26 protein-coding genes and 2 tRNA genes are annotated in these 25,226 nt (G+C 68.9%); 16 read left to right on the plus strand and 12 right to left on the minus strand.

All coding sequences use genetic code 11. The features are described 5' to 3' along the window. Nucleotides 1-41: 41 nt before the first annotated feature. Complete coding sequence (gene glgX / locus MO1_RS03190; protein WP_036309150.1) at nucleotides 42-2,141, minus strand: glycogen debranching protein GlgX; 2,100 nt, start codon at nucleotides 2,139-2,141, stop codon at nucleotides 42-44. A 51-nt stretch (nucleotides 2,142-2,192) separates the two neighbouring features. Here glgX and MO1_RS03195 point away from each other — a divergent pair, with 51 nt between their 5' ends. Both MO1_RS03195 and mnmA read left to right on the plus strand, forming a co-directional pair. Further along, nucleotides 2,193-3,377, plus strand: a complete 1,185-nt coding sequence (locus tag MO1_RS03195; protein ID WP_036309148.1) for a cysteine desulfurase family protein — start codon at nucleotides 2,193-2,195, stop codon at nucleotides 3,375-3,377. A gap of 9 nt (nucleotides 3,378-3,386) precedes the next feature. Further along, complete coding sequence (gene mnmA, locus MO1_RS03200) at nucleotides 3,387-4,484, plus strand: tRNA 2-thiouridine(34) synthase MnmA (RefSeq protein WP_082724358.1); 1,098 nt, start codon at nucleotides 3,387-3,389, stop codon at nucleotides 4,482-4,484. On the opposite strand, the gene MO1_RS03205 is transcribed toward mnmA, so the two are convergent. Beyond that, nucleotides 4,441-5,463, minus strand: a complete 1,023-nt coding sequence (locus MO1_RS03205; protein WP_060915208.1) for an epimerase — start codon at nucleotides 5,461-5,463, stop codon at nucleotides 4,441-4,443. The genes mnmA and MO1_RS03205 overlap by 44 nt on opposite strands. Nucleotides 5,464-5,517: 54 nt before the next feature. Here MO1_RS03205 and MO1_RS03210 point away from each other — a divergent pair, with 54 nt between their 5' ends. Then, a complete protein-coding gene (locus MO1_RS03210; protein ID WP_060915209.1) occupies nucleotides 5,518-6,213 on the plus strand; it encodes a DUF4166 domain-containing protein in 696 nt (231 codons plus the stop codon). Then, nucleotides 6,186-8,510, plus strand: a complete 2,325-nt coding sequence (ligA, locus tag MO1_RS03215; RefSeq protein WP_060915300.1) for an NAD-dependent DNA ligase LigA — start codon at nucleotides 6,186-6,188, stop codon at nucleotides 8,508-8,510. Before MO1_RS03210 ends, ligA begins: the two co-directional genes overlap by 28 nt. 3 nt (nucleotides 8,511-8,513) lie before the next feature. Here ligA and MO1_RS03220 read toward each other — a convergent pair whose 3' ends face one another. Then, nucleotides 8,514-10,214, minus strand: a complete 1,701-nt coding sequence (locus tag MO1_RS03220) for a long-chain-fatty-acid--CoA ligase (RefSeq protein ID WP_060915210.1) — start codon at nucleotides 10,212-10,214, stop codon at nucleotides 8,514-8,516. 56 nt (nucleotides 10,215-10,270) lie between these two features. Between MO1_RS03220 and gatC the strand changes: the two genes are divergently transcribed. The 6 genes from gatC to MO1_RS03250 all read left to right on the plus strand — a co-directional run bounded on the left by gatC (nucleotide 10,271) and on the right by MO1_RS03250 (nucleotide 15,859). Then, on the plus strand, nucleotides 10,271-10,570 hold the full coding sequence (gene gatC, locus MO1_RS03225) for an Asp-tRNA(Asn)/Glu-tRNA(Gln) amidotransferase subunit GatC (protein WP_036309138.1): 300 nt from the start codon (nucleotides 10,271-10,273) through the stop codon (nucleotides 10,568-10,570). Next, complete coding sequence (gatA, locus tag MO1_RS03230; protein ID WP_036309135.1) at nucleotides 10,567-12,078, plus strand: Asp-tRNA(Asn)/Glu-tRNA(Gln) amidotransferase subunit GatA; 1,512 nt, start codon at nucleotides 10,567-10,569, stop codon at nucleotides 12,076-12,078. Before gatC ends, gatA begins: the two co-directional genes overlap by 4 nt. Beyond that, nucleotides 12,078-13,595, plus strand: coding sequence for an Asp-tRNA(Asn)/Glu-tRNA(Gln) amidotransferase subunit GatB (gene gatB / locus MO1_RS03235; protein ID WP_060915211.1), 1,518 nt, complete (start codon nucleotides 12,078-12,080; stop codon nucleotides 13,593-13,595). The genes gatA and gatB overlap by 1 nt, the downstream gene beginning before the upstream one ends. A 74-nt stretch (nucleotides 13,596-13,669) precedes the next feature. After that, nucleotides 13,670-14,926, plus strand: a complete 1,257-nt coding sequence (dinB, locus tag MO1_RS03240; protein ID WP_060915212.1) for a DNA polymerase IV — start codon at nucleotides 13,670-13,672, stop codon at nucleotides 14,924-14,926. Nucleotides 14,927-14,979: 53 nt separating this feature from the next. Then, on the plus strand, nucleotides 14,980-15,300 hold the full coding sequence (locus tag MO1_RS03245; protein ID WP_036309126.1) for a hypothetical protein: 321 nt from the start codon (nucleotides 14,980-14,982) through the stop codon (nucleotides 15,298-15,300). Continuing rightward, nucleotides 15,284-15,859, plus strand: coding sequence for a nucleoside/nucleotide kinase family protein (locus MO1_RS03250; protein WP_060915213.1), 576 nt, complete (start codon nucleotides 15,284-15,286; stop codon nucleotides 15,857-15,859). The genes MO1_RS03245 and MO1_RS03250 overlap by 17 nt, the downstream gene beginning before the upstream one ends. A gap of 15 nt (nucleotides 15,860-15,874) precedes the next feature. Here the strand turns inward: MO1_RS03250 and MO1_RS03255 are convergent, their stop codons facing one another. The 7 genes from MO1_RS03255 to yczE form a co-directional block, all read right to left on the minus strand. Further along, complete coding sequence (locus MO1_RS03255; protein WP_255209210.1) at nucleotides 15,875-16,363, minus strand: DUF2017 family protein; 489 nt, start codon at nucleotides 16,361-16,363, stop codon at nucleotides 15,875-15,877. Beyond that, nucleotides 16,360-16,659 carry an ATP-dependent Clp protease adapter ClpS gene (clpS, locus tag MO1_RS03260; protein ID WP_036309120.1) on the minus strand — a complete coding sequence of 100 codons (300 nt, stop codon included), beginning with the start codon at nucleotides 16,657-16,659 and terminating at the stop codon, nucleotides 16,360-16,362. The genes MO1_RS03255 and clpS overlap by 4 nt, the downstream gene beginning before the upstream one ends. Beyond that, nucleotides 16,650-17,000 carry a metallopeptidase family protein gene (locus MO1_RS03265; RefSeq protein ID WP_036309476.1) on the minus strand — a complete coding sequence of 117 codons (351 nt, stop codon included), beginning with the start codon at nucleotides 16,998-17,000 and terminating at the stop codon, nucleotides 16,650-16,652. Before MO1_RS03265 ends, clpS begins: the two co-directional genes overlap by 10 nt. A 25-nt stretch (nucleotides 17,001-17,025) precedes the next feature. Continuing rightward, nucleotides 17,026-17,101 (minus strand) — tRNA-His (locus MO1_RS03270). 34 nt (nucleotides 17,102-17,135) lie between these two features. Further along, complete coding sequence (gene orn / locus MO1_RS03275; RefSeq protein WP_036309474.1) at nucleotides 17,136-17,756, minus strand: oligoribonuclease; 621 nt, start codon at nucleotides 17,754-17,756, stop codon at nucleotides 17,136-17,138. A 45-nt stretch (nucleotides 17,757-17,801) separates the two neighbouring features. Next, nucleotides 17,802-17,874 (minus strand) — tRNA-Arg (locus tag MO1_RS03280). A 26-nt stretch (nucleotides 17,875-17,900) separates the two neighbouring features. Continuing rightward, a complete protein-coding gene (gene yczE / locus MO1_RS03285) occupies nucleotides 17,901-18,509 on the minus strand; it encodes a membrane protein YczE (RefSeq protein ID WP_036309118.1) in 609 nt (202 codons plus the stop codon). A 60-nt stretch (nucleotides 18,510-18,569) separates the two neighbouring features. Here yczE and yczR point away from each other — a divergent pair, with 60 nt between their 5' ends. Beyond that, the gene (yczR, locus tag MO1_RS03290) at nucleotides 18,570-19,994 is read left to right on the plus strand and encodes a MocR-like transcription factor YczR (protein ID WP_036309116.1); all 1,425 of its coding nucleotides are present in this window, start codon (nucleotides 18,570-18,572) and stop codon (nucleotides 19,992-19,994) included. 7 nt (nucleotides 19,995-20,001) lie between these two features. On the opposite strand, the gene MO1_RS03295 is transcribed toward yczR, so the two are convergent. Next, nucleotides 20,002-20,247 carry a hypothetical protein gene (locus tag MO1_RS03295; RefSeq protein WP_060915214.1) on the minus strand — a complete coding sequence of 82 codons (246 nt, stop codon included), beginning with the start codon at nucleotides 20,245-20,247 and terminating at the stop codon, nucleotides 20,002-20,004. A gap of 124 nt (nucleotides 20,248-20,371) precedes the next feature. Here MO1_RS03295 and msrA point away from each other — a divergent pair, with 124 nt between their 5' ends. From msrA to MO1_RS03320, 5 genes are all read left to right on the plus strand, one after another. Continuing rightward, entirely contained in the window at nucleotides 20,372-20,896 is a 525-nt protein-coding gene (msrA, locus tag MO1_RS03300; RefSeq protein ID WP_036309112.1) for a peptide-methionine (S)-S-oxide reductase MsrA, read from the plus strand. A gap of 169 nt (nucleotides 20,897-21,065) precedes the next feature. Further along, nucleotides 21,066-21,539, plus strand: coding sequence for a single-stranded DNA-binding protein (locus MO1_RS03305; protein WP_036309110.1), 474 nt, complete (start codon nucleotides 21,066-21,068; stop codon nucleotides 21,537-21,539). 47 nt (nucleotides 21,540-21,586) lie between these two features. Then, nucleotides 21,587-22,090 (plus strand): DUF6993 domain-containing protein, encoded by a 504-nt coding sequence (locus MO1_RS14835; RefSeq protein WP_235186033.1) that lies wholly within the window; start codon nucleotides 21,587-21,589, stop codon nucleotides 22,088-22,090. Between the two features lie 50 nt (nucleotides 22,091-22,140). Next, nucleotides 22,141-23,820 carry an energy-dependent translational throttle protein EttA gene (gene ettA, locus MO1_RS03315; RefSeq protein ID WP_036309106.1) on the plus strand — a complete coding sequence of 560 codons (1,680 nt, stop codon included), beginning with the start codon at nucleotides 22,141-22,143 and terminating at the stop codon, nucleotides 23,818-23,820. After that, nucleotides 23,813-24,292 (plus strand): acyl-CoA thioesterase, encoded by a 480-nt coding sequence (locus MO1_RS03320; protein WP_036309103.1) that lies wholly within the window; start codon nucleotides 23,813-23,815, stop codon nucleotides 24,290-24,292. Before ettA ends, MO1_RS03320 begins: the two co-directional genes overlap by 8 nt. A gap of 4 nt (nucleotides 24,293-24,296) precedes the next feature. Here MO1_RS03320 and MO1_RS03325 read toward each other — a convergent pair whose 3' ends face one another. Next, nucleotides 24,297-25,169 (minus strand): acyl-CoA thioesterase, encoded by an 873-nt coding sequence (locus MO1_RS03325; RefSeq protein WP_036309101.1) that lies wholly within the window; start codon nucleotides 25,167-25,169, stop codon nucleotides 24,297-24,299. Between the last annotated feature and the right edge of the window lie 57 nt (nucleotides 25,170-25,226).

Below are 25,226 nucleotides of genomic sequence, written 5' to 3' on the forward strand. Positions count from 1 at the left end.
CGAACTTACCGTTGCCGGGCGGACCCGGAAACGGGCCTGGATCACTCGGCCCGGAACAGGTACATTGACGTTCCCGCCGCCGCGAACGTCTCACCCGGTGCGCGGACCGCAGCGTCGCCGCACGGACGTTCGTCCTCGCTCGACCACAGCCTGACGAAGCGCGTCACGCCCTCGAGCGAGGGGAGCGTGATGTCCGTGCCGTTCTCCCGTCCGTGGATGACGAGCAGCGTCCGGTTCGGCGCCTCGTGCTCGGGCGTCGACTGCGCGTCGTACTGGAGCGTGCGGTGTGACGGGTCGGTCCACTGGTCGACCGACATCGTCTGGCCCGTCTCGTCGTACCAGTCGATCACCGATGCGCTCGGGACGACCTTGTCAGCGTGGGCGAAGCGGACCGGCCGGAGAGCGGGGTTCTCGCGCCGGATACGGGTCAGCGCCTCGACGTGAGCCCGGAGATCCTCCTGCCACGACTGGAGTCCCCAGTCGTACCACGTGAGCGCGGTGTCGTGGCAGTAAGCGTTGTTGTTGCCCTGCTGGGTTCGACCGATCTCGTCCCCTGCCGTCACCATCGGGACGCCGGCCGACAGAAGCAGTGTCCCCAGGAGGTTGCGCATCGCGCGTCGCCGTGTCGCGAGGACACCCTCGTCGTCGGTCGGTCCCTCGAAGCCGTGGTTGAAAGAACGGTTCGTGTCCGCCCCATCGCGTCCGTGCTCGCCGTTCGCCTCGTTGCGCTTGACGTCGTAGGACACGAGGTCGTGAAGCGTGAAGCCATCGTGCGCCGTCACGAAGTTGACGCTCGCCAGCGGTCCTCGCTCTGCGCTGAAGGTGTTAGCCGACCCCGCGAGGCGCGACGCGTAGCCGCCGATGCCCACCGGGGTGACGTCCGCGCGGCGGGAGTAGTCGATGTCGCTCAGCCAGAAGTTCCGGACGCGGTCGCGGTACCGGTCGTTCCACTCACTCCAGCCGTCGCCGAAGGCACCCGTCTGCCAGCCCCCCATTCCGACATCCCACGGCTCGGCGATCTTCTTGACGCCGGCGAGCGCCGGGTCGTCGATGATCGCCCGCAGGAGCGGGTGTTCCGCGGTGAACGAGTGGGATGCATCCCGCCCGAGCGTCGGCGCGAGATCGAACCGGAAACCGTCCACCTGAACCTCGTTCGCCCAGTAGCGGAGCGAGTCCAGGACGAGGCGGGCTGCGGCATCCGTGGATGTGTCCACCGAGTTGCCGCAGCCGGTCACGTCGACGTAGGTGCCGTCGTCCGTCTGCCGGTAATAGGCGCGATTGTCGAGGCCGCGGAAACTGGAGCGCGGCTCGCCGAGGCCCTGCTCCGACGTGTGGTTGTAGACGACGTCGAGGATCACCTCGATTCCCGCTTCGTGGAGCAGCTTCACCATGCCTTTCACCTCGCGGAGGACGGCGCTCGGTCCTTCGGCCTGCGCAGCGGCGGTGGCGTAGGCGGCGTGCGGGGCGAAGAACCCGACGGAGTTGTACCCCCAGTAGTTCGTGAGTCCCAACTGCAACAGGCGTGGCTCGCTCGCGAACGCGTGGATGGGGAGGAGCTCGACGGCGGTCACGCCGAGGCTCCGGTAATGCTCGATCATCGCCGGGTGGGCCAGTCCCGCATACGTGCCGTGGAGTGCCGCGGGTACGCCGGGATGCCGCTTCGTCAGACCCTTGACGTGCGCTTCGTAGATGACCGTCCGGTCCAGAGGCGTGGCGGGCTTGGACACGCCAGCCCAGTCGAAGCACTCGTCGACAACGACGGAACGCCACGAGTTGATGCCGGGTGCCACGAGCCCTCGTGCGTAGGGATCGATGAGGAGCGTCGCCGGGTTGAACGTCATGCCCGGGCCGTGCGGACCGTCCACACGGACGCTGTACCGGACACCCGGCCGGAGCGAGGAAGTCGCCACCTCCCACACGCCCGCGCCAACGGGTGCGAGCGGGAGGGCGTCGATGATCCAGTCCGGGTCGTCGTCGTCGAAGACGACGAGCTCGACGCCGGTGGCGCCACCCGACCAGACGCGCAGCGTCCCGCCTCCGTCGTGCAGATGCACTCCGAGGCGGTCGTAAGCGTCCGAGAGCATTCCTGAGGCGGGGGACTCGGACGCCGCGGTCGTCGGGTCGGCCGAGGCGGAGATCATGCGTTCTACAGTAGTGAGCAGGTGACGGGCGACAGTGTCAGGCGGACGATGATGGCGGTCTATCTGGACCATGCGGCATCCACTCCGCTGCGGCCCGAGGCGCGAGATGCCTGGCTCGCCGCGGCGGAGCTGACGGGCAACGCCTCCTCGGTTCACGGGGCCGGCCAGGCGGTGCGGCGGGTCCTCGAAGACGCCCGCGAACGCGTGGCTGCTGTCCTCGGCTGCGATCCCATCGAGGTGGTGTTCACCTCGGGTGGGACCGAGTCGGTCAACCTGGGGCTCAAGGGCCCGTGGTGGGCGCGGGAGCCCGACCGTTCCGTCATCGTGCTTCCCGATGGCGAGCACCACGCGACGCTCGACACGGTGGAATGGCTCGTCGCCGCGCAGGGTGCCGAGGTTCGGGGTGTCCGGCTCGGTCCGGACGGTGCCATCGACCCGGAGGCCTTCGCCGCTGCGTTGCCCGGCGCGGCGCTGGCGACGGCGCTCGTGGCCAACAACGAGGTCGGCACGGTGTCCGACGTCGCTCGGCTCGCATCGGCCGCCGGGGATGCCGGGGTTCCGCTTCATCTCGATGCGGTGGGCGGGGTCGCCCATGTACCGCTGGACTTCGCGGCTCTCCGCGGCCCGGGCCGTGCCTCAGGAGGGCTCGTCGCGCTCAGTGTGTCGGGCCACAAGGTCGGCGCCCCCGTCGGCACAGGAGCGCTCGTCGCGTCTCGCTACGCACGTATGGGCGCTGTGCTCCACGGCGGTGGCCAACAGCGGGGACTCCGCTCGGGAACTCCGGACGTCGCCGGTGCGGCAGCACTGGCGGTGGCGCTCGAGCTCACCGCGGCCGAGCGCGATGCAGAGGCGGAGCGCCTCCGCATCCTGTCGGAGCGCCTCGTCAGCGGCATCCGTCACGTCGTTCCGCAGGCCGTGCTGTTGGGCTCGCCGGACCGGCGTCTGCCCGGTCACGTGCACGTCCTCTTCCCCGACGCGCTCGGCGAAACGCTCCTGTTCCTCCTCGATCACTCCGGGGTGCAGGTGTCGACGGGGTCGGCGTGCCAGGCGGGCATCGCCGAGCCGAGCCACGTCGTGCTGGCGCTCGGGTACGGCGATCGGGAAGCGCGCTCGGTCCTGAGGCTCACGCTCGGTCGCTCGAGCACCGCCGCCGATGTCGACACCTTCCTCGCGGCTCTGCCCGAGGCGCATCGCCGGGCCGCGGCATCCAGCGCGCGTGCGGCTGCGCGCTCGTAGACTGGGACGATGCGTGTACTGGCGGCGATGAGCGGTGGGGTCGATTCGGCGGTCGCCGCGGCCCGGGCCGTGGACGCCGGACACGATGTCGTCGGAGTACATCTCGCGCTGTCGCGTGCCGGTGGCACCCTCCGCACCGGCAGCCGCGGCTGCTGCACGATCGAGGACGCCCTCGATGCGCGGCGCGCGGCGGACCTCCTCGGCATCCCGTTCTACGTGTGGGACTTCTCGGAGCGCTTCCGCGACGATGTCATCGAGGACTTCATCAGCGAGTACCGGGCGGGTCGGACGCCGAACCCCTGCATGCGCTGCAACGAGAAGATCAAGTTCGCCGCACTTCTCGAGCGCGCCCTCGAGCTCGGCTTCGATGCTGTCTGCACCGGGCATTACGCGACCCTCGTGGACGGTCCGGAGGGTCGGGAACTCCACCGTGCCTCGGACGAGGCGAAGGACCAGTCCTACGTGCTGGGAGTGCTGACCGCGGAGCAGCTGGCACACACCTACTTCCCGCTCGGCACGACACCGTCGAAGGCCGTCGTGCGCGCGGAAGCGGCGGAGCGCGGCCTCACGGTCGCGCAGAAACCCGACAGCCACGACATCTGCTTCATCCCCGACGGCGACACCCGGGGGTGGCTGGCCGAGAAGGTCGGTGCCGAGCAGGGTGATGTCCTCGATCGGGACGGTGCCGTCGTCGGTCGCCACGAAGGCGCCCACGCGTTCACCGTCGGCCAGCGCCGCGGGCTGCAGCTCGGCGTTCCCGCCTCCGACGGGAAGCCCCGGTTCGTGCTCGAAGTGCGCCCCGTGTCGAACACCGTCGTCGTCGGACCGAAGGACGCGCTCGCGACCGCCGAGATCTCCGGCGAACGTCACAGCTGGGCCGGTCGGGCGCCCGCCGACGGCACCTTCGACTGCCATGTGCAGATTCGCGCTCACGCCGATCCTGTGCCCGCACGGGCCGCGGTGCACGGTGGTTCGGTGACGGTCGTTCCGGAAGACCCGTTCGACGGTGTGGCACCGGGCCAGACGGCCGTCCTCTACGACGACACGCGTGTCATCGGGCAGTTCACGATCGCCCGGACCGTGTCAGCCGTGCCGCTCGACGCCTGACACTGCGTCCTCGTTCGACGTCGGTGAGCGCCTCGCGCAGGTCGGTGCGTGCGAACCGGAACCCGGCTTCGACCAGTCGCTCCGGTGCAACCCACCGGCTCTTCAGGATCAACTCCGGTTCGGTCCGGAGCGCCCACATGGCGATCTCGAGCATCCATCGCAGCGACGGCAGGCCCACCGGCATCCCGACGACGTCGCGGAGCATCCGCATGAGGGCGCGGTTATCGGATGCCTTGGGCGCTGCGACGTTGACGACTCCATCGATGTCGTCTCGACGGGCGAGGAATCGGACGACGTTCACCACGTCGTCGATGTGCACCCAGCTGAAACGCTGACGGCCGCGCGTGCGGTACCCGTGCGGGCGGCCACCCGTCGGATCGTCGCCGATGCCGCGATAGCGACGGTGAGGAGGAACCCAGCCGTCGTGCTGCGGCCCGCCGAGCCCCGTCCGCGCGAGCGTGAGAAGCATGCGGGTCGCGGGACCGTCGCCCACGACGATCGCGAGGCGGAGGGCGACCCGGCGCGTGCGGGGGAGGTCGCCGGCGAAGAACGCGCGCTCCCACGCCTTCGCGACATCGACGGAGAAACCCGTGCCGAGCTCGCCCGTCGACTCGGTGTTCGGGCGGTCCATCGCGTGACGGTAGATCGTCGCCGTGGACGCGTTCAGCCACAGGCGGGGCGGGACGGATGCCGCGGCCACCGCCTCGTGGAGGGCCCGGGTCGTGTCGACGCGGGAGCTCAGGATCGCATCTCGATTCGCGTCGGTGTATCGGCAGTCCACGGACTTGCCCGCGAGGTTGATGAGCAGATCCGCGCCGTCGACGGCTGCGGCCACGGCGTGCACATCGCGCCACCGCACGCTCGATGAGCGCCCGATCGAGACGACGTCGTAGCCGTCGTCGGCCAGCGACGCCACCAGGGCCTCGCCGATGAATCCGCCGGCTCCGGCGACGACGGCACGGGGTGGGGAGGCGCTCATGTCTCCAGACGCTACAGCGAACGGGGATCGTGTCCCGCCGGGTAGATTCCGATCGTGACCACCGACGATGCGGGACCCCGGGCATCCGTCTACCAACGCGCCCTCGGCTCGAAGTTCGCGGAGCTGTCTCCGGTGCTCCAGCGCTACTTCGGGGAGATCCCCGCTGGTCATGTCGGTGTCGGTGAGGGCGTCTACGACATCGTCGGCTCGCGCTACCGGCGTCGGGCCGCGTCGCTCCTGCGCTGGTCCGCGCGCCATGAGGTGCTCTTTCTCGAGATCGGGCGGGACATCCCGTTCGTCATCGAGAATCGCCCGCTCACCGGGCGCCTCGCCGGGTCGCGGTGGTTCGGGTTCCCCGGACAGGTCCGGGTGATGCGCGACACGATGCACACCGCCGACGACGAGATCGTCGAACGCCTCGGTCGCGACGGCGGCCTCGAAGTGCGCCTCGCACCGCGCGTCGAGGACGGCAGCATGGTGCTCCGCTCCCGGGGCCTCGCGTGGCGGGTGCGCGGCATCCGTCTGCCCCTTCCGCGGTTCGCGGAGGTCGTGGTCCGCGAGAGTCCGGATCCCGAGGACGCCGGCCGTCAGCGTGTCGACGTCCGGCTCCGGATGCGACTCCTCGGCGAGGTCTTCCGCTACTCCGGGTCCTTCGCCTACCGCATCCTGCCCGAGGCCGACAGCGCCTCGGCGGTGTCGCCCGCCCTCCCTACACTGTCGATGTGGCTGACGCAGAACTCCCCGCACTGACCCTCGACGAGGCGCGAGCCGAGGCCGAGCGCCTCACCGAGAGGATTCTCGGTGCTCGAGAGGCGTACTACGGCGGCGACGTCGGCCTCGTCGACGACGTCACGTACGACGCGTGGATGCATGAGCTCGAGGCGATCGAACGCGCACACCCCGAGTTGCAGGGCCAGGACTCACCGACTCAGACGGTCGGCGCCGCAGAATCGTCGATGTTCGCTCCGGTCGAGCACGCCGAGCGGATGCTGAGCCTCGACAATGTGTTCTCCCCGGAGGAGCTCCGCGAGTGGTGCACCAAGGCCGAGGCGTCGGCCGGTCGGCCCGTGGAGTGGCTCACGGAGCTCAAGATCGACGGTCTCGCGATCTCCCTCCGTTACGAGAACGGCGTCCTGACCTCCGCAGCCACTCGCGGCGACGGCCGCATCGGCGAGGACGTGACGGTCAACGCCGTTCGTGTGGCGGGCATCCCGGAGCGACTGTCGGGCACGGGGCATCCGCGGATCGTCGAGGTGCGCGGCGAGGTCTTCATCCCCGTCGCGGCCTTCGAAGAACTCAACGCGCTGCAGGCGCGCCTTCGCGAGCGCGTCATCGCCGATGCCGCCGCACGCCCTCGCTACGACGAGGAGAAGGCGCAGAAGAGCGCGGCCCGACGTTTCCCGGCGTTCGCGAACCCCCGCAACGCCGCCAGCGGAGGCCTGCGCCAGCAGCTCGACAAGAAGTCGGGACTCGAACTCGAAGCAGGCGAAGCGCGACTCGCGTCGCTCCGAATGTACGTTCACGGCATCGGCGCCTGGCCCGACCCGCCTGTCGCCGCGCAAAGCGAGGTCTACGGCTTGCTTGCCGAATGGGGGCTGCCCGTCAGCCCGTACCCACGGACGTTCGATGACGTCGACGGGGTCCTCGCTTTCGTCGCCGAGTACGGCGAGAAGCGCCACTCGGTCGCGCACGAGCTCGACGGGATCGTCGTGAAGGTCGACGAACTCTCGTTGCATGACGAGCTGGGGATGACGAGTCGTGCGCCGCGGTGGGCGATCGCCTACAAGTACCCGCCCGAGGAAGTCCAGACGCGCCTGGTGGACATCATCGTCTCCGTGGGTCGCACCGGGCGTGCGACTCCGTACGCGCAGATGGCCCCCGCGCTCGTGGCGGGCAGCGTCGTGCGGCAGGCCACGCTCCACAACCAGGACGTCGTGAAGGCCAAGGGCGTCTTGATCGGCGACATGATCGTCCTGCGCAAAGCCGGTGACGTGATCCCCGAGGTGCTCGGTCCCGTGGCGGAACTCCGCGACGGCAGCGAGCGCGCGTTCGTCATGCCGACGCAGTGTCCCGAGTGCGGATCGACCCTGGCTCCCGCCAAAGAGGGAGACATCGATCTCCGCTGCCCCAACACGCGCGGGTGTCCCGCGCAGGTCCGCGGGCGCGTCGAGCACATCGGTTCACGAGGTGCGCTCGACATCGAAGCCCTCGGCGAGGTGACGGCGGCCGCCCTGACACAGCCGCTCGCGCCCCAAGAGCCGGCCCTCGAGACGGAGGCCGGTCTGTTCGACCTGACCCTCGATCAGCTCGTCCCCATCGAAGTGATCGTGCGGGATTCCGAGACCGGCGAGGCCCGCAGAGACGACGTCACCGGTGACGTGATCCGGCGGGCGCCCTTCCGGCGTAACCCGAGCGTGGCGGAGAAGAAGGAGGGCCTGACCGGTCCGCAGCCGTCGGCACAGGCGTTGACGCTCATCGACGAACTCGAGAAGGCCAAGACGAAAGACCTGTGGCGGTTCCTCGTCGCGCTGAACATCCGCCACGTCGGCCCCGTCGCCGCGCGTGCGCTGGCCCAGTACTTCGGCTCACTCGACGCGATCCGCGCGGCGACGCGGGACGAGCTTGCCGCCGTCGACGGCGTCGGCGGGATCATCGCGGACGCCCTGCAGGACTGGTTCGCGCTCGACTGGCACGTCGACATCGTGCAGCGGTGGGTCGCTGCCGGTGCGCGGCTCGCGATCCCCGGGCATCCCGGTCCCGGTGCTGCAGCTGCGGCCGGCGGCGTGCTCGAGGGTATGACCGTCGTCGCAACGGGATCGCTCGAGGGGTACACCCGAGAGGGCGCGCAGGAGGCGATCATGCAGGCCGGGGGGAAAGCGGCCTCGAGCGTCTCGAAGAAGACCGATTTCGTCGCCGCCGGCCCCGGCGCCGGATCGAAGCTCGCGAAGGCGGAGGCGCTCGGTGTGCGCATCATCGATGCGGCGCAGTTCCACCTGCTTGTCACGGAGGGACCTGGCGCTCTCGGCAATCCGCCCGCCGCAGAGTAGCGCTCAGTCGGACTTTCCGAGGAGTGCGTCGCGCACCTGGCGGCGGAGCACCTTGCCGATGAGCGATCGCGGCAGGTCGTCGACCACGTCGATGCGCCGAGGAACCTTGTACGCGGTCAGGCGGGTACGCGCGAAGGCGCGGATGTCATCGACGTCGAGCGAGCTCACACCCGGTGCGGGGATGACGACGGCGACGACCTGCTCACCGCTGTGCGGATCGGGAAGGCCCACGACAGCTGCGTCAGCCACCTGGGGGTGCTGGCGGAGCGTCGCTTCGACCTCGGTCGGTGACACGTTGAAACCGCCGGTGACGATGAGTTCCTTGAGTCGGTCCACGACGCGGAAGAAGCCGTCCTCGTCGCGTTCGACGATGTCCCCGGTATGGAACCAGCCGTCGACCAGGACCTTCGCCGTTTCGTCGGGTCTGCCGTAGTAACCCGAGAACACCTGCGGGCCGCGAACGAGCAGCTCACCCGGTTCCAGGGCGCCGAAGACCCGCGCAGGATCCTCCGGATCGACGACGCGCGCGTCCGTACCCGGTATCGGGATGCCGATGGTCCCCGCCTTGCGCGTGTCGGCCGGCGGGTTCACCATCAGCACCGGGGAGCATTCGCTGAGCCCGTACCCCTCGATCAGGTACCCGCCCGTCGCCTCTTCGAATGGCTCGACGAGGGCGGGGGAGAGCGCCATCGCGCCGGAGACGCCGATCTTGATGCCACGGATCGATGCCCCGCGCTCCTTCGCCCTCGCGAGCAGACGCTCCGCGATCGGCGGGACCAGCGGCAGCACGGTCGGCGGGTGCTTCTTGATCGCGTCGATCACCATGTCGGGGTCGAACTTCGGGAAAAGCACGAGTCGCGCGCCCATCGACATGGCGAACGTCAGACAAAGCGTGAGCCCGTAGGCGTGGAACATCGGCAGGACCGCGTAGAACACGCATCCGTCACCCCGGACGACGGCGGGGATGAACGCCTGGCTCTGCCGAGCATTGGCGAGCAGGTTGCGGTGGCTCAGCATCGCGCCCTTCGGCGTGCCCGTCGTCCCCGAGGTGTACTGCAGGACGGCGAGGTCGTCCGTCTCTGGACGGGGGTGGGATGCCGGGAGCGGTTCAGCGCGAACGAGGTCCGACCATGACAGCGCACCGCGCACGGGCGAGGTGAGGGCCTCGCGGGACTCCTTTGCCTTCTTCACGGGAAGTCGCAGCGCGAACCGGGTGCCCAGGGGGAGCGCGGTGGTGATGTCGACGGAGATGAGCGCCTCGACGTGCAGGTCTGCCGGGAACGCCTGAGCCGTCGCGACCACCTTGCTCCACACGATTGCGTGTCGCGCACCGTGGTCCTGAAATTGGGTGCGGAGCTCCCGTGGCGTGTAGAGCGGGTTGTGCTCGACGACGACCGCGCCGAGGCGGAGGACGGCATAGAACGCGACGATGTGCTGCGGACAGTTCGGGAGGACGATCGCCACGCGGTCGCCCTTCTTCACCCCGAGCTTCCGCAGCCCCGCGGCGGCACGATTCACCGCATCCATCAGGTCGGCGTAGGTCGTCTCGCGGCCGAAGAACTGCAACGCCGTCGCGTCGGGGTAGTCCCGGGCCGGGTCCTCGAGCAGATCCATGAGGGATCCCGTGACGGGCGGCAGGTCGAGGGGCACACCCGTGTCGTAAGACGAGAGCCAGGGGCGATCAGCGGAGATCGAATCGGTCACGCCCTCAGCCTAGGGCGAGCGTTCGGACCACGAGTGGCCCGAACTAGACTGGGGGAGTGTCTGAAATCACCCCCGATCTCGTGCGCCACCTCGGCGTGCTCGCCCGGATCCAGCTGAGCGACGAGGAGGTGGAACGCCTCACCGGCCAACTCGATGCGATCGTCGACAACATCGCCAAGGTCTCGGAGGTCGCCACCCCCGAGGTCGCCGCCACGAGCCACCCGATCCCGCTGAGCAACGTGTTCCGATCCGACGTGCCCGGCGACATGCTGAGCCTCGACGAGGTGCTCCAGAATGCACCGGATGCCGCCGACGGCCGCTTCCGCGTCACCGCGATCCTGGGGGAGGAGCAGTGAGCGACATCCTCAAGCTGACCGCGGCCGACCTCGCGGCGAAGCTCCGCTCCGGTGAGGTCTCGAGCGTCGAGGCCACGCAGGCGCACCTCGATCGAATCGCTGCCGTCGACGGCGACGTCCACGCCTTCCTGCATGTGTCCGACCATGCGGTCGACGTCGCGGCCGACATCGACCGCCGTCGGGCGGCGGGTGAGGAGCTCGGCGAACTCGCCGGCGTTCCGCTCGCCATCAAGGACGTGCTCGTCACGACCGACATGCCCTCCACCAGCGGGTCGAAGATCCTCGAGGGCTACATGTCGCCCTACGACGCGACCGTCGTCGCGCGTGCCCGGGCAGCGGGCCTCGTGCCGCTCGGCAAGACGAACATGGACGAGTTCGCGATGGGCTCGTCGACCGAGCACTCCGCCTACGGCCCGACCCACAACCCATGGGACCTGGACCGGATCCCCGGCGGTTCTGGCGGTGGCTCCGCCGCTGCCGTCGCGGCTTTCGAGGCGCCGCTCGCCCTCGGTTCCGACACGGGCGGCTCGATCCGCCAGCCCGCCCACGTGACCGGCACGGTCGGTATGAAGCCGACCTACGGCGGCGTCAGCCGCTACGGCGCCATCGCCCTGGCATCGAGCCTCGACCAGGTCGGCCCTGTCTCCCGCACGGTCCTCGATTCGGCCCTCTTGCACGATGTCATCGGCGGGCACGACCCGCATGACGCGACGTCGCTCACTGACGCGTGGCCCTCGTTCGCCGCGGCCGCCCGGGAGGGCGCCACCGGCGACGTGCTGAAGGGGCTCAAGGTCGGCGTCATCCGGGAACTCGACGACACCGGCTTCCAGAAGGGTGTCTCGGAGTCGTTCCGCGCGTCGCTCGCTGCCATGGAAGCGGCCGGCGCCGAGATCGTCGAGGTCAGCGCGCCCCACTTCGAGTACGGCGTCGCCGCTTATTACCTGATCCTTCCTGCGGAGGCGTCAAGCAACCTGGCGAAGTTCGATTCCGTGCGCTTCGGCATGCGCGTCAACGTTCCCGGCGGCACGGTGGAAGACGTCATGGCCGCCACCCGCGACGCCGGGTTCGGCGACGAGGTCAAGCGCCGCGTCATCCTGGGCACTTACGCGCTGTCGGCGGGCTACTACGACGCCTACTACGGCAGTGCGCAGAAGGTGCGGACGCTGATCCAGCGCGACTTCGACGAGGCGTTCGCCCAGGTCGACGTCATCGCGACGCCGTCGGCGCCCACCACGGCGTTCCGCCTGGGCGAGAAGCTGAACGACCCGATCCAGATGTACCTCAACGACGTGACGACCATCCCGGTCAACCTCGCGGGCGTCCCCGGGATCTCGATCCCCTCGGGTCTCGCTGCGGAGGACGGACTGCCCGTCGGCATCCAGTTCGTCGCCCCCGCCCGTGAGGACGCACGTCTGTACCGCGTCGGGGCTGCGCTCGAAGCGCTGCTCGTCGACAGCTGGGGCGGTCCGATTCTGGACCGCGCCCCGATCCTCGGAGGAGCCCGCTGATGGCCAAGGATGCGCTGATGGACTTCGACAAGGCGCTCGAGCTGTTCGAGCCGGTCCTCGGGTTCGAGGTCCACGTCGAGCTCAACACCCAGACGAAGATGTTCTCGTCCGCCGGAAACCCGGCGAACTCGGCGAACCATGACGCCGCGCCGAACACACTCGTCGCCCCGGTCGACATGGGTCTGCCCGGTTCGCTGCCGGTGGTCAACGAGACCGCCGTCCGGTACTCGATCAGCCTGGGCCTCGCGCTCGGCTGCTCGATCGCGCCGTCGAGCCGGTTCGCGCGGAAGAACTACTTCTACCCCGACCTCGGCAAGAACTATCAGATCTCGCAGTACGACGAACCGATCGCTTTCGAGGGCAGTGTGGAGATCGAGCTCAAGGGGGGCGACACGATCGTCGTTCCGATCGAGCGGGCGCACATGGAGGAGGATGCCGGCAAGCTCACCCACATGGGCGGCTCGACCGGACGCATCCAGGGCGCCGAATACTCGCTCGTCGACTACAACCGCGCGGGCGTCCCGCTCGTCGAGATCGTCACGAAGCCGATCTTCGGCACCGAGCACCGCGCACCCGAGGTCGCCAAGGCCTATGTGGCCGCGATCCGAGACATCGTCCGTTCGCTGGGTATCTCCGAGGCCCGCATGGAACGCGGGAACCTCCGCTGCGATGCCAACGTCTCGCTTCGCCCGCGTGGGCAGGAGAAGCTCGGTACCCGTACCGAGACGAAGAACGTCAACTCGATGCGCTCCGTCGAGCGCGCGGTTCGCTACGAGATCCAGCGCCAGGCGGCGATCCTCGCGGGCGGCGGCACGATCACCCAGGAGACCCGGCACTGGCACGAGGACACGGGCCGCACCTCCCCGGGGCGCCCGAAGTCGGATGCCGATGACTACCGCTACTTCCCCGAGCCCGACCTCCTGCCGGTGGAGCCCTCGGAGGAGCTGATCGCGGAGCTCCGTGCGGGGCTTCCCGAAGCGCCCTCGGTGTATCGCCGTCGACTGAAGACCGACTGGGGCTTCACCGACCTGGAGTTCCAGGATGTCGCCAACGGCGGCCTGCTCGCCGAGGTCGAGGCGACGATCGCGGCGGGTGCGACGCCCGCATCCGCTCGCAAGTGGTGGACCGGTGAGATCACCCGCCTGGCGAACGCGCAGGGCACGGAGCCTGCCGCGCTGGTGACGCCCGAGTCGGTGGCTGAGCTGCAGAAGCTGGTGGATGCCGGAACGCTCACCGACAAGCTGGCCCGTCAGGTGCTCGAGGGCGTCATCGCGGGGGAGGGATCTCCGCAGGAGGTCGTCGATGCCCGCGGTCTCGCCGTCGTCTCGGATGACGGCGCCCTGATCGCCGCGATCGACGACGCCCTCGCTGCGCAGCCCGATGTGCTCGCGAAGATCCAGGACGGCAAGGTCCAGGCCGCCGGTGCCGTCATCGGCGCCGTGATGAAGGCCATGAAGGGCCAGGCGGACGCGGCTCGCGTGCGAGAGCTCATCCTGGAGCGCGCCGGCCAGTCCTGACCCGTCGTCTCACGATGCCGCCGCACTGACCCCGGGACGGGGACGGTGTCGGCGGCATCGTCGACAATGGAGGTATGGGACGCGGCGACGGCACGGGACGTATCGTCTCCGCCGACGACGCGGACGACACGGGGACCCGCATACTCCACGTCGACATGGACGCGTTCTACGCCGCCGTCGAAGTGCTCTACGACCCGTCACTGGCGGGGAAACCTTTGATCGTCGGGGGCATGGAGGGCCGAGGCGTCGTGTCCAGTGCGTCCTACGAAGCGCGGCGGTTCGGTGTGCGGTCGGCGATGTCGGTCGGGCGGGCTCTCCAGCTTTGTCCCCAAGCGATCGTCGTCGTCCCCCGGTTCGAGAGGTACTCGGAGCTGTCCAAGAAGGTCATGGCGATCTTCCGCGACATCACCCCGCTCGTCGAACCGCTCTCGATCGATGAGGCGTTTCTCGATGTGAGCGGTGCGCGACGCCTGTGGGGGAGCCCGGGCGAGATCGCACGCATGGTGCGACGCCGGGTACTCGAGGACACCGGACTGACCTGCAGCGTCGGCGTCGCGGCGACCAAGCACGTCGCGAAGATCGCCTCGACGGTGTCGAAGCCGGACGGTCTGCTGATCGTCAGTGAGCCGGAGACGCAGGCGTTCCTCGCGGCGCGACCCGTCGGAGCGCTCTGGGGAGTCGGGCCCAAGGCCGTCGAGGCTCTCGAAGCCCGCGGCATCCGGATGGTCTCCGACATCCTCAACACCCCTCGTGGCGTGCTCGACAGGGCCCTCGGCCCGGCGATGGGCGCGCGAATCTGGCAGTTGGCCCGCGGTATCGATCCACGCACCGTCCAGACCGAGCACACGGAGAAGAGCGTCGGACACGAGGAGACGTTCCTCGAGGACGTGTCCGATACGGCGATGCTCCGGAGCGAGTTCCGTCGCCTCGCCGACCGGGTCGCGTCGCGGCTGCGCGCCGGTGGCTGGGAAGCGCGCACCATCGCGATCAAGGTGCGTTTCGCTGATTTCACAACTCTCTCCCGCTCCGTGAGCGTTCCGGAACCCACCAACGTGGGACAGCGCATCGGCGACGTCGCCCTGGAACTCTTCGAGAAGATCGACCTTGTGCAACCCATCCGGCTGATCGGTGTGCGCGGCGAGAGGCTCACCGGTGACGGGATGGGGGGCCTCGCCCTCTGGGACGACGACGCCGAGTGGCGTCGGGTCGATGCCGCGCTCGACGACGCCCGGTCCCGGTTCGGGCGGGGCGCGGTCACCCGCGCGAGCACACTCGGGCCCCGTCGCGACGTCAACGCGCTTCCCACCAACCCGCGGCCCGCCCGCGACTGAGCGTCTTCGCGCAACCCCCTGTTTTCCGGGAGAGCAGCGGCTACCGTGAACGCATGGCCAACCTCCCCCTTGAACTCGGCAAGCAGTTCGCTTCGCTCGGCGTCACCACCGTCTACGGCGAGCAGCAAGACGTCGACGGCATCCGCATCGTTCCCGTTGCTCTGACTTGGTCGGGCTTCGGCGCCGGCGAGGACCCCTCGGGCGGCACCGGAGGAGGCGGCGGCGGCGCTGCTGTCCCCGTGGGCGCCTACATCCGCAAGGGCGACGACCTCCGCTTCGAGCCGAACCTCGTGTCGCTCGTAGCCGTCGGGATCCCCTTCGTGTGGGTTGCCGGACGGGCGCTCAGCCGCGTCATCCGTGCTCTCAAGCGCTGATCCAGCCCTCGCCGCCGCGATGGCGGCGGGTGTGGATCAGGTGGCGGATGCCGCCCGTCGAGTCGTCCGCATCCCGACGATCGTCCTCGTGGACGGCCGCTCCGGCGCGGGCAAGTCGACGTTCGCCGACCTCCTCTCCGGACGGCTCGGTTTGGCAGCGCTGGTGCGGCTGGATGACGTCTATCCCGGGTGGGACGGATTGACCGCCGGTGCGGAGACTGTCCGGGAGCGCGTGCTCATTCCTCTCAGAGAAGGCGCTCCCGGTGCATGGCCGACCTGGAACTGGACCGCCGACCGACCATCCGGGCGGGAGCGTCGGGTGGATCCCGCGCCGATCGTGATCGTCGAGGGCGCGGGCGTCCTCACACCGGCATCCGCTGCTCTGGCCGATGTGACCGTCTGGATGGATGCCCCGCGCGACGCGCGACGCTCGCGTGCGCTGGAACGCGACGGCGAGACGTACCGGCCCCACTGGGAACGGTGGGAGCGCCAGGAAGTCGCGCACGTGCGCGAACACGACCCGCAGGGGCTGGCGCAGTTCGTGCTCGCGCTTCCCTGAGGTCGTCTGAGCGCGTCAGGCGTCGAGTTCCCGCACGAGCAGGTCGAGTCGGTACCCGATCCACTCGTACACCCCGAACCGGGCGTCACCGCCGTCTTCCTGTTCCTCGTCGGTGATTCCGAGGCGCTCCGCGAGCACGAGTCGGAGCGCGGCAAGCGTGCGCAACCATGCGCCGGCGACCTCGGAGGAGAGGTCGACGACGAGGACATCCTCCGCGGATGCGCGATCGAGCTCTGCGAGGTCGAGGTCGATCCCGTCGCGGCGAAGGGATGCGCGAACTGCGGCCGCATCCGCGGCTCGCCGCGACAGGAGATCGTCCTGAGTCAGCCGACGGAACTCCGTCGCCGCCTCGGCGTCGTCGGGGTAGGCGTCGGGGACGAGCCGACGCACAGCGGGGTCCGACCCGTCGCGGTCGGCGACGACCTCTTCGAACTGCCCGACCAGGTCGGACAGGTGAGCGGCCTCGAGAAGCGATAGCTCCATCGTGATGCGGGCACGCATCATGACCCTGCTTCCCGCACGGTCGCCCAGAGGCCGTAGTCGTGCATCACCTGCGTGTGGAGTTCCATCTGCTCGCGAGACCCCTCGGCGACGACGGCGTGCCCCTCATGGTGCACGGCGAGCATCAGCCGATGAGCCTTGTCCCGCGAATGCCCGAAGTACTCCCGGAAGACGTGCTCGACGTAGCTCATCAGATTGACGGGATCGTTCCAGACGACGGTCTGCCACGGTCCTGACGTGGATGCCTGCAGGTCGACCTGCTCGTCGATCTCGGGCGTGGCGATACTCATCACGCCCACCCCAGCTCGTGCAGGCGTTCGTCGTCGATGCCGTAGAAGTGCGCGATCTCGTGAACGAGTGTGGTGTGCACTTCGCCCCGGAGTTCGTCGATGTCGTCGCACGCGTGGAGGTGCGGCTCACGGTAGATCATGATCCGATCGGGCAGATCACCCATGCCGTACCGGTCGCGCTCGGTGAGAGCGAGCCCGTCGTACAGGCCGAGCAGATCCAGCGATCCGTCTTCGGGACGGTCCTCCACGACGAAGACGATGTTGTCGAGCCCTGCCACCATTTCGTCGGGCAGGGCGTCGAGTTCGGACGCCACCAGATCCTCGAATGCCTCGGCATCCATATCGATCATGACCACGCCTCACGCGGAGAAGATATGGGGTGAGTAACGGGACTTGAACCCGCGACCCCCTGGACCACAACCAGGTGCTCTACCAACTGAGCTATACCCACCATGTGCCCGTCTCCGGGCAACCACACCAGTGTATTACAGTCCGGAGGCGAACGAAGACACGGCGGATGCCGCGGCGGTTCGCGCGTCGTCACTGGACGGGCCGGGCGCGTCGACGAAGACCGTCTCGCGGTAGTACGCGAGCTCCCGGACGCTCTCGCGGATATCGGCCAGGGCGCGGTGCCCGCCATCCTTCGCCGGCGCGTTGAAGTAGGCGCGGGGGTACCAGCGACGAGCCAGCTCCTTCACGCTGGAGACGTCGACATTGCGGTAGTGGAGCCACCGGTCGACACGCGGCATGTAGCGCGCGAGGAACATGCGATCGGTGCCGATGGTGTTGCCCGCCAGTGGCGCCTTGCCCTCGGGCACGAACCGCTGAATGTACTCGAGCACCTGGAATTCGGCGTCCGCGAGGCTCACACCGTTCGGGATCTCGTCGAGCAGCCCGGAGCTCTCGTGCATCTTGGTGACGAAGTCATTCATGTGATCGAGAGCCGAGGCGTCGGGCTTGATGACGATCTGGAATCCCGGGTCGAGGACGTTCAGCTCGAAGTCGGTGATGACGACGGCGACCTCCACGAGTTCGTCGACGGACAGGTCGAGGCCCGTCATCTCACAGTCGATCCAGACGAGGCGGTCGTTCTCAGCGGCTGACACGTGGTCTCCTCCCACAGGAGTCGTCGCGCTCGCGACGACTCGGAGCCCCTCCAGAGGGATTCGAACCCCCGACCTGGCGGGTAGAAACCGCTCGCTCTATCCACTGAGCTATGGAGGGAAGGATGCTCGCTCCCAGGCTACCGCTCAGACCGCGATGGTCGCCTTGCGGACGCGCTGCGCGCGCAGCCGCGCGGACAGATCGAGGGCGAGGTGGACACCGGGGCCGATGAGGACCGCGAAGAGGACCGTGCCGAGCCCGACCGTGCCGCCGAGAAGCCACCCGGTGACGAGGACGCTTCCCTCGACCGCGAAACGACATACCCAGATGGGCCAGCCGAACCGTGCGTGCAGTCCCGTCATGAGGCCATCCCGGGGACCCGGGCCGAGATCCGCACCGAGATAGATGGCGGATGCCGCCGCGATGAGCGCGATCCCGAGGAGGAACACGACGACGCCCCAGAGGTAGTTCTCCACTGGCGGGATCACCGCGAGGGCCCCCTGCATGACCGTTCCGACGAGGAGGATGTTCGCGACCGTCCCGATGCCGGGTCGCTGTCGCAGCGGGATCCACGCGAGGAGCACGAGCGCTCCGGTGATCACGACGATCCAGCCGATCCCGATGCCCGTCTGCAGCGAGAGACCCTCGGCGAGGACCGTCCAAGGGTCGAGGCCGATGCCTGCCTGGACGAGCACGGCGCACCCGATGCCGAACAAGGCGAGGCCGACGACGAGACGGATGAGGCGGAGAAGCATGACCCCATTCCACCGTACGATTGGCCTCCTGTATGCAGTCCAATCTCGGAAAGGTGGACCATGGACTCTCGGATCGGTGCTCGAGGTCTCGCCGCGGCGCTGGGCGGGTGGCGGACGCGAACCCCCACGTACGAGGCGTTGGCCGACGGCATCCGGCTTCTGTGTCTCGACAACCGGGTCGCCGCCCACACCGCCCTGCCTGCCGAGCGCGAGCTCGCCACGACCCTCGGCCTGAGCCGAGCGACGGTCGCGGCGGCGTACCGCTCGCTGCGGGAGAGCGGGCACATCGAGAGCACGCGAGGGTCGGGGAGCATCACGCTGCCGCAGGTCCGACGGGGCGCCGGCCGCGTCTTCGACGACGGCGGCGGCATCGATCTCCAGCAGGCGAGTCCCGCGGCCTGGCCCGGCCTCGCCGGGATCATGGCCGAGGTGGGGGCGGATGCGGCATCCCTCGTCGGCCGTCCCGGGTACGACATCGTCGGCAGCAGCGACCTGCGTGCGGCGATCGCTGATCGCTACACCTCGCGTGGCATCCCGACCACCTCGGACGAGATCCTCGTGACGAACGGCGGGCAGCATGCCATCCACCTCGTGACAGCGGCGCTTCTGGGACCGGGGACCACGGCGCTCATGGAGACGCCGACGTACCCTCACGCGACCGAGGCGATCAGGGCGACGGGGGCGCGCGTGACGGGCACCCCCGTCACCGTCGGCGACGGGTGGGACCTCGATCGGGCGATCCAGACGTTCCGTCGGGCGCGCCCGACGCTGGCGTATCTGATGCCGTGGTTCCAGAATCCCACGGGACGGTCCATGACCGCCGTCGATGCAGCGACCTTCCGGGCTGCGGCCGACGGCGCCGGTGCCACACTCATCCTCGATGAGACGACAGCCGAGCTGTCGATCGACGGCGGCGCTCCCGAGAACCTGGACTTCGGTCCGCAGACGGTTCGCATCGGCTCTCTCGGAAAGACCGTCTGGGGCGGACTGCGCGTCGGGTGGGTGCGCGCCGACAGGGTGTTGATCAGGCGCCTCGTGGCTTCCCGCCCCCGGCGCGATCTCGGAACCGCCGAGTTCGAGCAAGCCGTCGCGGTCCGTTTGCTGCGCATGATGCCCGACATCCTCCCGCAGCGCGCCGAGTTGCTCGGCCAGGGGAGGGATGCCGCCGTCGCGGCCCTCCGGGAGTCGCTTCCCGCGTGGACGGTTCCCGTCCCGCGTGGCGGGGTGTCGCTGTGGGTGGGGTTGGACGCACCGCTCAGCGGCTCGCTGGTCTTGGCCGCGCGGCGGGAGGGCGTCCTCCTCTCCGCGGGTCCGCGGTTCTCGGTCGACGGCGGATACGACGCTCACCTGCGGGTGCCGTTCACCGCCCCGCCCGAGCAGATCCGTGATGCCGTGACCGTGCTGTCGCGACTGTGGCCGGAGGTGAGCGGTCGCCCCGCGGCGCCCGCCGTCGATGAGAGCGAAGCGGTCGCAGCGATCGTCTGAAGCGGAGTCAGCGCGAATCGTGGAGAACCGCGACCGCGTCCTCCAGGTGCCAGAACTCACCGAGCTCGAGGAATCCGCCCGTTGATACTCGGAACCGCCGCGCTCGGTAGCGGGGCGTGTGAGGGTCGCCCGTTCGGTCGACGTGGCCGATGACCCGGCCCGCGGCATCCGTCACACGCCACCGTCGATCGGTGACGGGGACGAGGCGGTAGCGGCGAAGCCGAACGTCGGTGGTCGTTGCGATGGTGGTCACGGCGCCTCCTCTGCGTCTGTTGGCACGGTACGCTCGGCCACCGACACGCTCACGGGGGACGGAACATCGCCGCGGTCCCGCGCGTTGTCCCTCGTGACGATCCACACTGAAAGGAAGGTCGCTCATGCAGACCTATGTGCTTGCCGGAGGCTGTTTCTGGTGTCTTGACGCCGCCTACCGGGCTCTCGAAGGAGTCGTCTCGGTCGAGTCGGGCTACATCGGCGGGTCCGCCCCGTCCCCCACCTACGAGCAGGTGTGCACGGGAACGACAGGCCACGCGGAGGCCGTCAAGGTCACGTTCGACGAAGAGCTCATCCCCTCCGACGTCATCTTGGACGCCTTCTTCACGATGCATGACCCCCGTCAGCTGAACCGGCAGGGCAATGACGTCGGCACGCAGTACCGCTCGGCGATGTTCCCCGCAGACGACGCGCAGCGCGAGACGTTCGAGCGCGCGGCGGAGCGGGCGGCGGACTGGTGGGGCGGTGGACTGGTGACCACGATGGAACCGCTCGGCGACTGGTACCCGGCGGAGGACTACCACCAGGACTTCTTCACGAAGAACCCCGGACAGGGTTACTGTCTCGCGGTTGCTGTCCCCAAGGTCAACAAGGTTCGGGCGCGGTTCGGCGAGTACGCGCGCCGCTGATCCTTCTCCACAGCGCCCTGATCCCCGCCGGCATCCACCGGTCGGAGATCAGGGCGTTGTCGCGTCACGGCGCGACGGAATCCTGAGGGGGCTCCGACGTCCGCCGGGCACGCGGGCGTCGGAGCATTCAGCGGGCACGTCCGTGCCCTCGACGACTGAAGGAGTCGCAATGAAGGATCACATCACGATCGTCGGCAACGTCGGCGGGGACCCCGAGTTCCGCCGCCTACCCGACGGCACGCCCGTCGTGTCGCTGCGCGTCGCAAGCACCGACCGCCGGTACGACGCCAAGACCGGCGCGTGGGTCGACGGGCACACGAGCTGGTATCGCGTCTCGGTCTTCCGCACCCTCGGTGAGCACGTGGCCGCGTCAGTCCGGCGAGGCCAACGCGTCGTCGTCCACGGTGTTCTCGCCATCAAACGCTGGGAGGCAGGGGAGAAGACGGGGACGGATGCCGAAATCGACGCTCTCGCCGTCGGGCACGACCTAGCCTTCGGGACGACCGTCTTCACCGGCGCCGCGCGTTCGAGGGACGAGACCCCCGCCGTCGACACCGAGGCCGAATGGGCAGCGCCGGGTGCCGGCGCAGAGTCCGTCGACGAGCCGCAGTGGCAGGCCGAGCCCGTCGCGACACCGTTCTGAGTCCGGACCCAGCAGGCTCGGAGGCCGCACCCCCTAGACTCTCGCCCGTGCGCCGACACCAGCCCTCCCGGGGATCCCGCCTGCTCCTCATCGCGCTCGCGCCCGTCGTGGCGGTGTCACTCGCCGCCTGCGCGCCGCAGTCGACACCCGCGCCCTCCGAGCCAGCCGTCTCGTCGGCCCCGGCACCTGGCCCGTCAGCCACGTCAACCGCTTCCGCGACCGCCACGCCCGCGGAGGACACCGCTTCTTCGCTCCTGCCGCGGTTCACCTCCGCGATGGAGGCCGTGTGGAAGGACTCGACGTCCGTGAAGGGTCGCGACTACGTCGATGCCCTCGTGGCAGCGGGTTTCGCGAAGGAAGAGATGCAGGTCACCGACGACACGACGTCGATCGGCGACCCCGCCGACAGCGTCCAGTTCTCGGTCCGTGTCGGAGCCGAATGCCTCGTCGGGCAGGTCGGGCCGTCGGTGCCCACGCCGACCTCGCTCGTGATGCCCGGCCTCGCCGAGGGGAAGTGCCTCGTCGGCAAGACGAGATCCATCGACTGGTGATCGCTGAGCGGTCCCTCGGCGAGGGGCTGCACACGTAGACTTGGGCCGTTATGGCCGAATACATCTACTCCATGGTCCGTGCCCGCAAGGCGGTCGGCGAAAAGCTCATCCTCGATGACGTCACGATGGCGTTCCTGCCCGGTGCCAAGATCGGTATGGTCGGTCCGAACGGTGCCGGCAAGTCGACGATCCTCAAGATCATGGCGGGCCTCGACACCCCGTCGAACGGTGAAGCGAAGCTGTCGCCCGGATTCTCGGTCGGCATCCTCATGCAGGAGCCCGAGCTCGACGAGACCAAGACCGTCCTCGAGAACATCCAGGACGGCGTGGCCATCAAGCCGAAGCTCGACCGGTTCAACGAGATCTCCGCGCTGATGGCGGACCCGGATGCGGACTTCGATGCGCTCCTGGCCGAGATGGGCACGCTGCAGGAAGAAATCGACGCCGCGGACGGCTGGGACCTCGACTCGCAGCTCTCCCAGGCCATGGATGCTCTCCGTACCCCGCCGGCGGACGCCGCGATCGCCCCGCTCTCCGGTGGTGAGAAGCGTCGCGTCGCCCTCGCCAAGCTCCTGCTCCAGAAGCCCGACCTCCTCCTGCTCGACGAGCCCACGAACCACCTCGACGCCGAGAGCGTGCTGTGGCTCGAGCAGCACCTGCAGGCCTACAAGGGCGCCGTCATCGCCATCACCCACGACCGGTACTTCCTCGACAACGTCGCGGAGTGGATCGCCGAGGTCGACCGCGGTCGCCTCATCGGATACGAGGGCAACTACTCCACGTACCTCGAGAAGAAGGGCGAGCGCCTGGAGGTCCAGGGCAAGAAGGACGCCAAGCTCGCCAAGCGACTCAAGGAAGAACTCGAGTGGGTCCGCTCCAGCGCGAAGGGACGCCAGACCAAGTCGAAGGCCCGTCTCGCCCGCTACGAGGAGATGGCCTCCGAGGCCGAACGGACCCGCAAGCTCGATTTCGAGGAGATCTCGATTCCGCCGGGGCCGCGTCTCGGAAGCGTCGTGATCGAGGCCAAGAAGCTCCAGAAGGGCTTCGACGGACGCTCCCTGATCGACGGGCTCAGCTTCAGCCTGCCGCCGAACGGCATCGTCGGTGTCATCGGCCCGAACGGTGTCGGAAAGACGACGCTCTTCAAGTCGATCGTCGGGCTCGAGCCCCTCGACGGCGGCGACCTGAAGATCGGCGAGACCGTCAAGATCAGTTACGTCGATCAGTCACGCTCCAACATCGACCCGAACAAGACGCTGTGGGAGGTCGTCTCCGACGGCCTGGACATCATCACGGTCGGCAAGACCGAGATCCCGTCGCGCGCGTACGTGTCGAAGTTCGGCTTCAAGGGACCCGACCAGCAGAAGAAGGCCGGGGTGCTCTCCGGTGGTGAGCGCAACCGCCTGAACCTCGCGCTGACCCTGAAAGAGGGCGGCAACCTCCTGCTCCTCGACGAGCCCACGAACGACCTCGATGTCGAGACGCTGAGCTCGCTCGAGAACGCGCTCCTCGAGTTCCCGGGTTGCGCCGTGGTCATCACGCACGACCGGTGGTTCCTCGACCGCATCGCGACGCACATCCTGGCGTACGAGGGCACGGCCGAGAAGCCGGACCAGTGGTACTGGTTCGAGGGCAACTTCGAAGCATACGAGTCGAACAAGGTCGAACGCCTCGGTGCCGACGCCGCGAACCCCGCGAAGTCGACGTACCGCAAGCTGACGCGTGACTGACGCCCGCATCCGCGTTCCCATCCACCTCCGGTGGGGGGATCTCGACGCGTACAACCACGTCAACAACGCGGCGATGCTCAAGCTCCTCGAGGAGGCGCGCGTGCGCGCCTTCTGGGTGCCGGGCGCGGGGGAGCGGGTCGTACCCACGGCGGTGATCGACGCGAGCCACGGCGCCGCGCACCTGACGCTCATCGCGCGTCAGGAGATCGAGTACCTGGCGCCGGTGCCCTACCAGCGCGATCCCATCGACGTGCAGATGTGGTTCGGGAAGATCGGTGGATCCAGCGCCGAGGTCAACTACGAGGTCTTCACGCCTGAGGGCCAGCAGCCGCAGACGCTCTATGCCCGGGCATCCACCGTCATCGTTCAGGTGGATGCCGTAACCGGACGTCCCGTGCGACTCTCGTCGGAGACCCGGTCCGCCTGGGAGCCCTTCGTCGGCGAGCCGTTGCCGCCGCTCGGGCGGCGCTGACCACTCAGCTCTGGTCGGGGACTCTGACCATGATCTCCTGCGCGACGGAAGCGACGAGTTCTCCGTCACGCGAGAAGATCCGACCCGTGGCGAGTCCGCGGCCGCCTTGCGCGCTGGGGGACTGCTGCACGTAGAGCAGCCACTCGTCAACGCGTGCCGGACGGTGCCACCACATCGCGTGATCGAGGCTCGCAACCTTCAGCCCGGGCGTCGACCACGACGCTCCGTGCGCGCGCAGCACCGACTCCTGAATCGTGAGGTCGCTCATGTACGCGAGCGCGGCGCGGTGCAGCCGCGGGTCGTCGGGGACCTCGCCGCGCGTCCGCACCCAGACGGACTGGTGCGCAACCTGCTCGGCCCCTACCGTCGCGTAGATCGGCTCCTCGACGTGACGCACTTCGACGGGGCTCTGATCGAAGTGACGCTTGCTCATCGGGTGGAGACCGGCGAGGACCGAGTCGTCGGACAGGTCGTCGGGTCCGGGGATGCCCTCGGGGATCTCGTCCTGGTGCTCCAGTCCCGTCGCATCGATCTCGAACGAGGCGATCATCGAGAAGATCGGCACGCCCTCTTGGAAGGCCTGCGTCCGCCGGGTCGAGAATGACCGGCCGTCGTGGATGCGGTCGACGGAGAACGTCATGCCTCGCGTCGAATCGCCGGGGCGCAGGAAATAGCCGTGCATGGAGTGAGCGGCTCGCCCGTCGTCCACGGTGCGCTCTGCCGCGATCACTGCCTGGGCGAGCACCTGGCCACCGAAGACCCGTCCCAGAGGCATCGCCTGCGACGCTCCGGTGAAGATGTCCTCCGTGGTGCGGGCGTCGCTGGAAGCGAGGTCCAGCACCGCCAGCAAACCGTCGACGTGGCCTGATTCGCGCACAGCGTTCCCTTCTCGGGCATCCCGTGTGATCCCGGTGGGCGCCCGGTTGGTAGTTTA

The sequence above is a fragment of the Microbacterium oleivorans NBRC 103075 genome, from assembly GCF_001552475.1.
Classification (GTDB): Bacteria; Actinomycetota; Actinomycetes; order Actinomycetales; family Microbacteriaceae; genus Microbacterium; species Microbacterium oleivorans.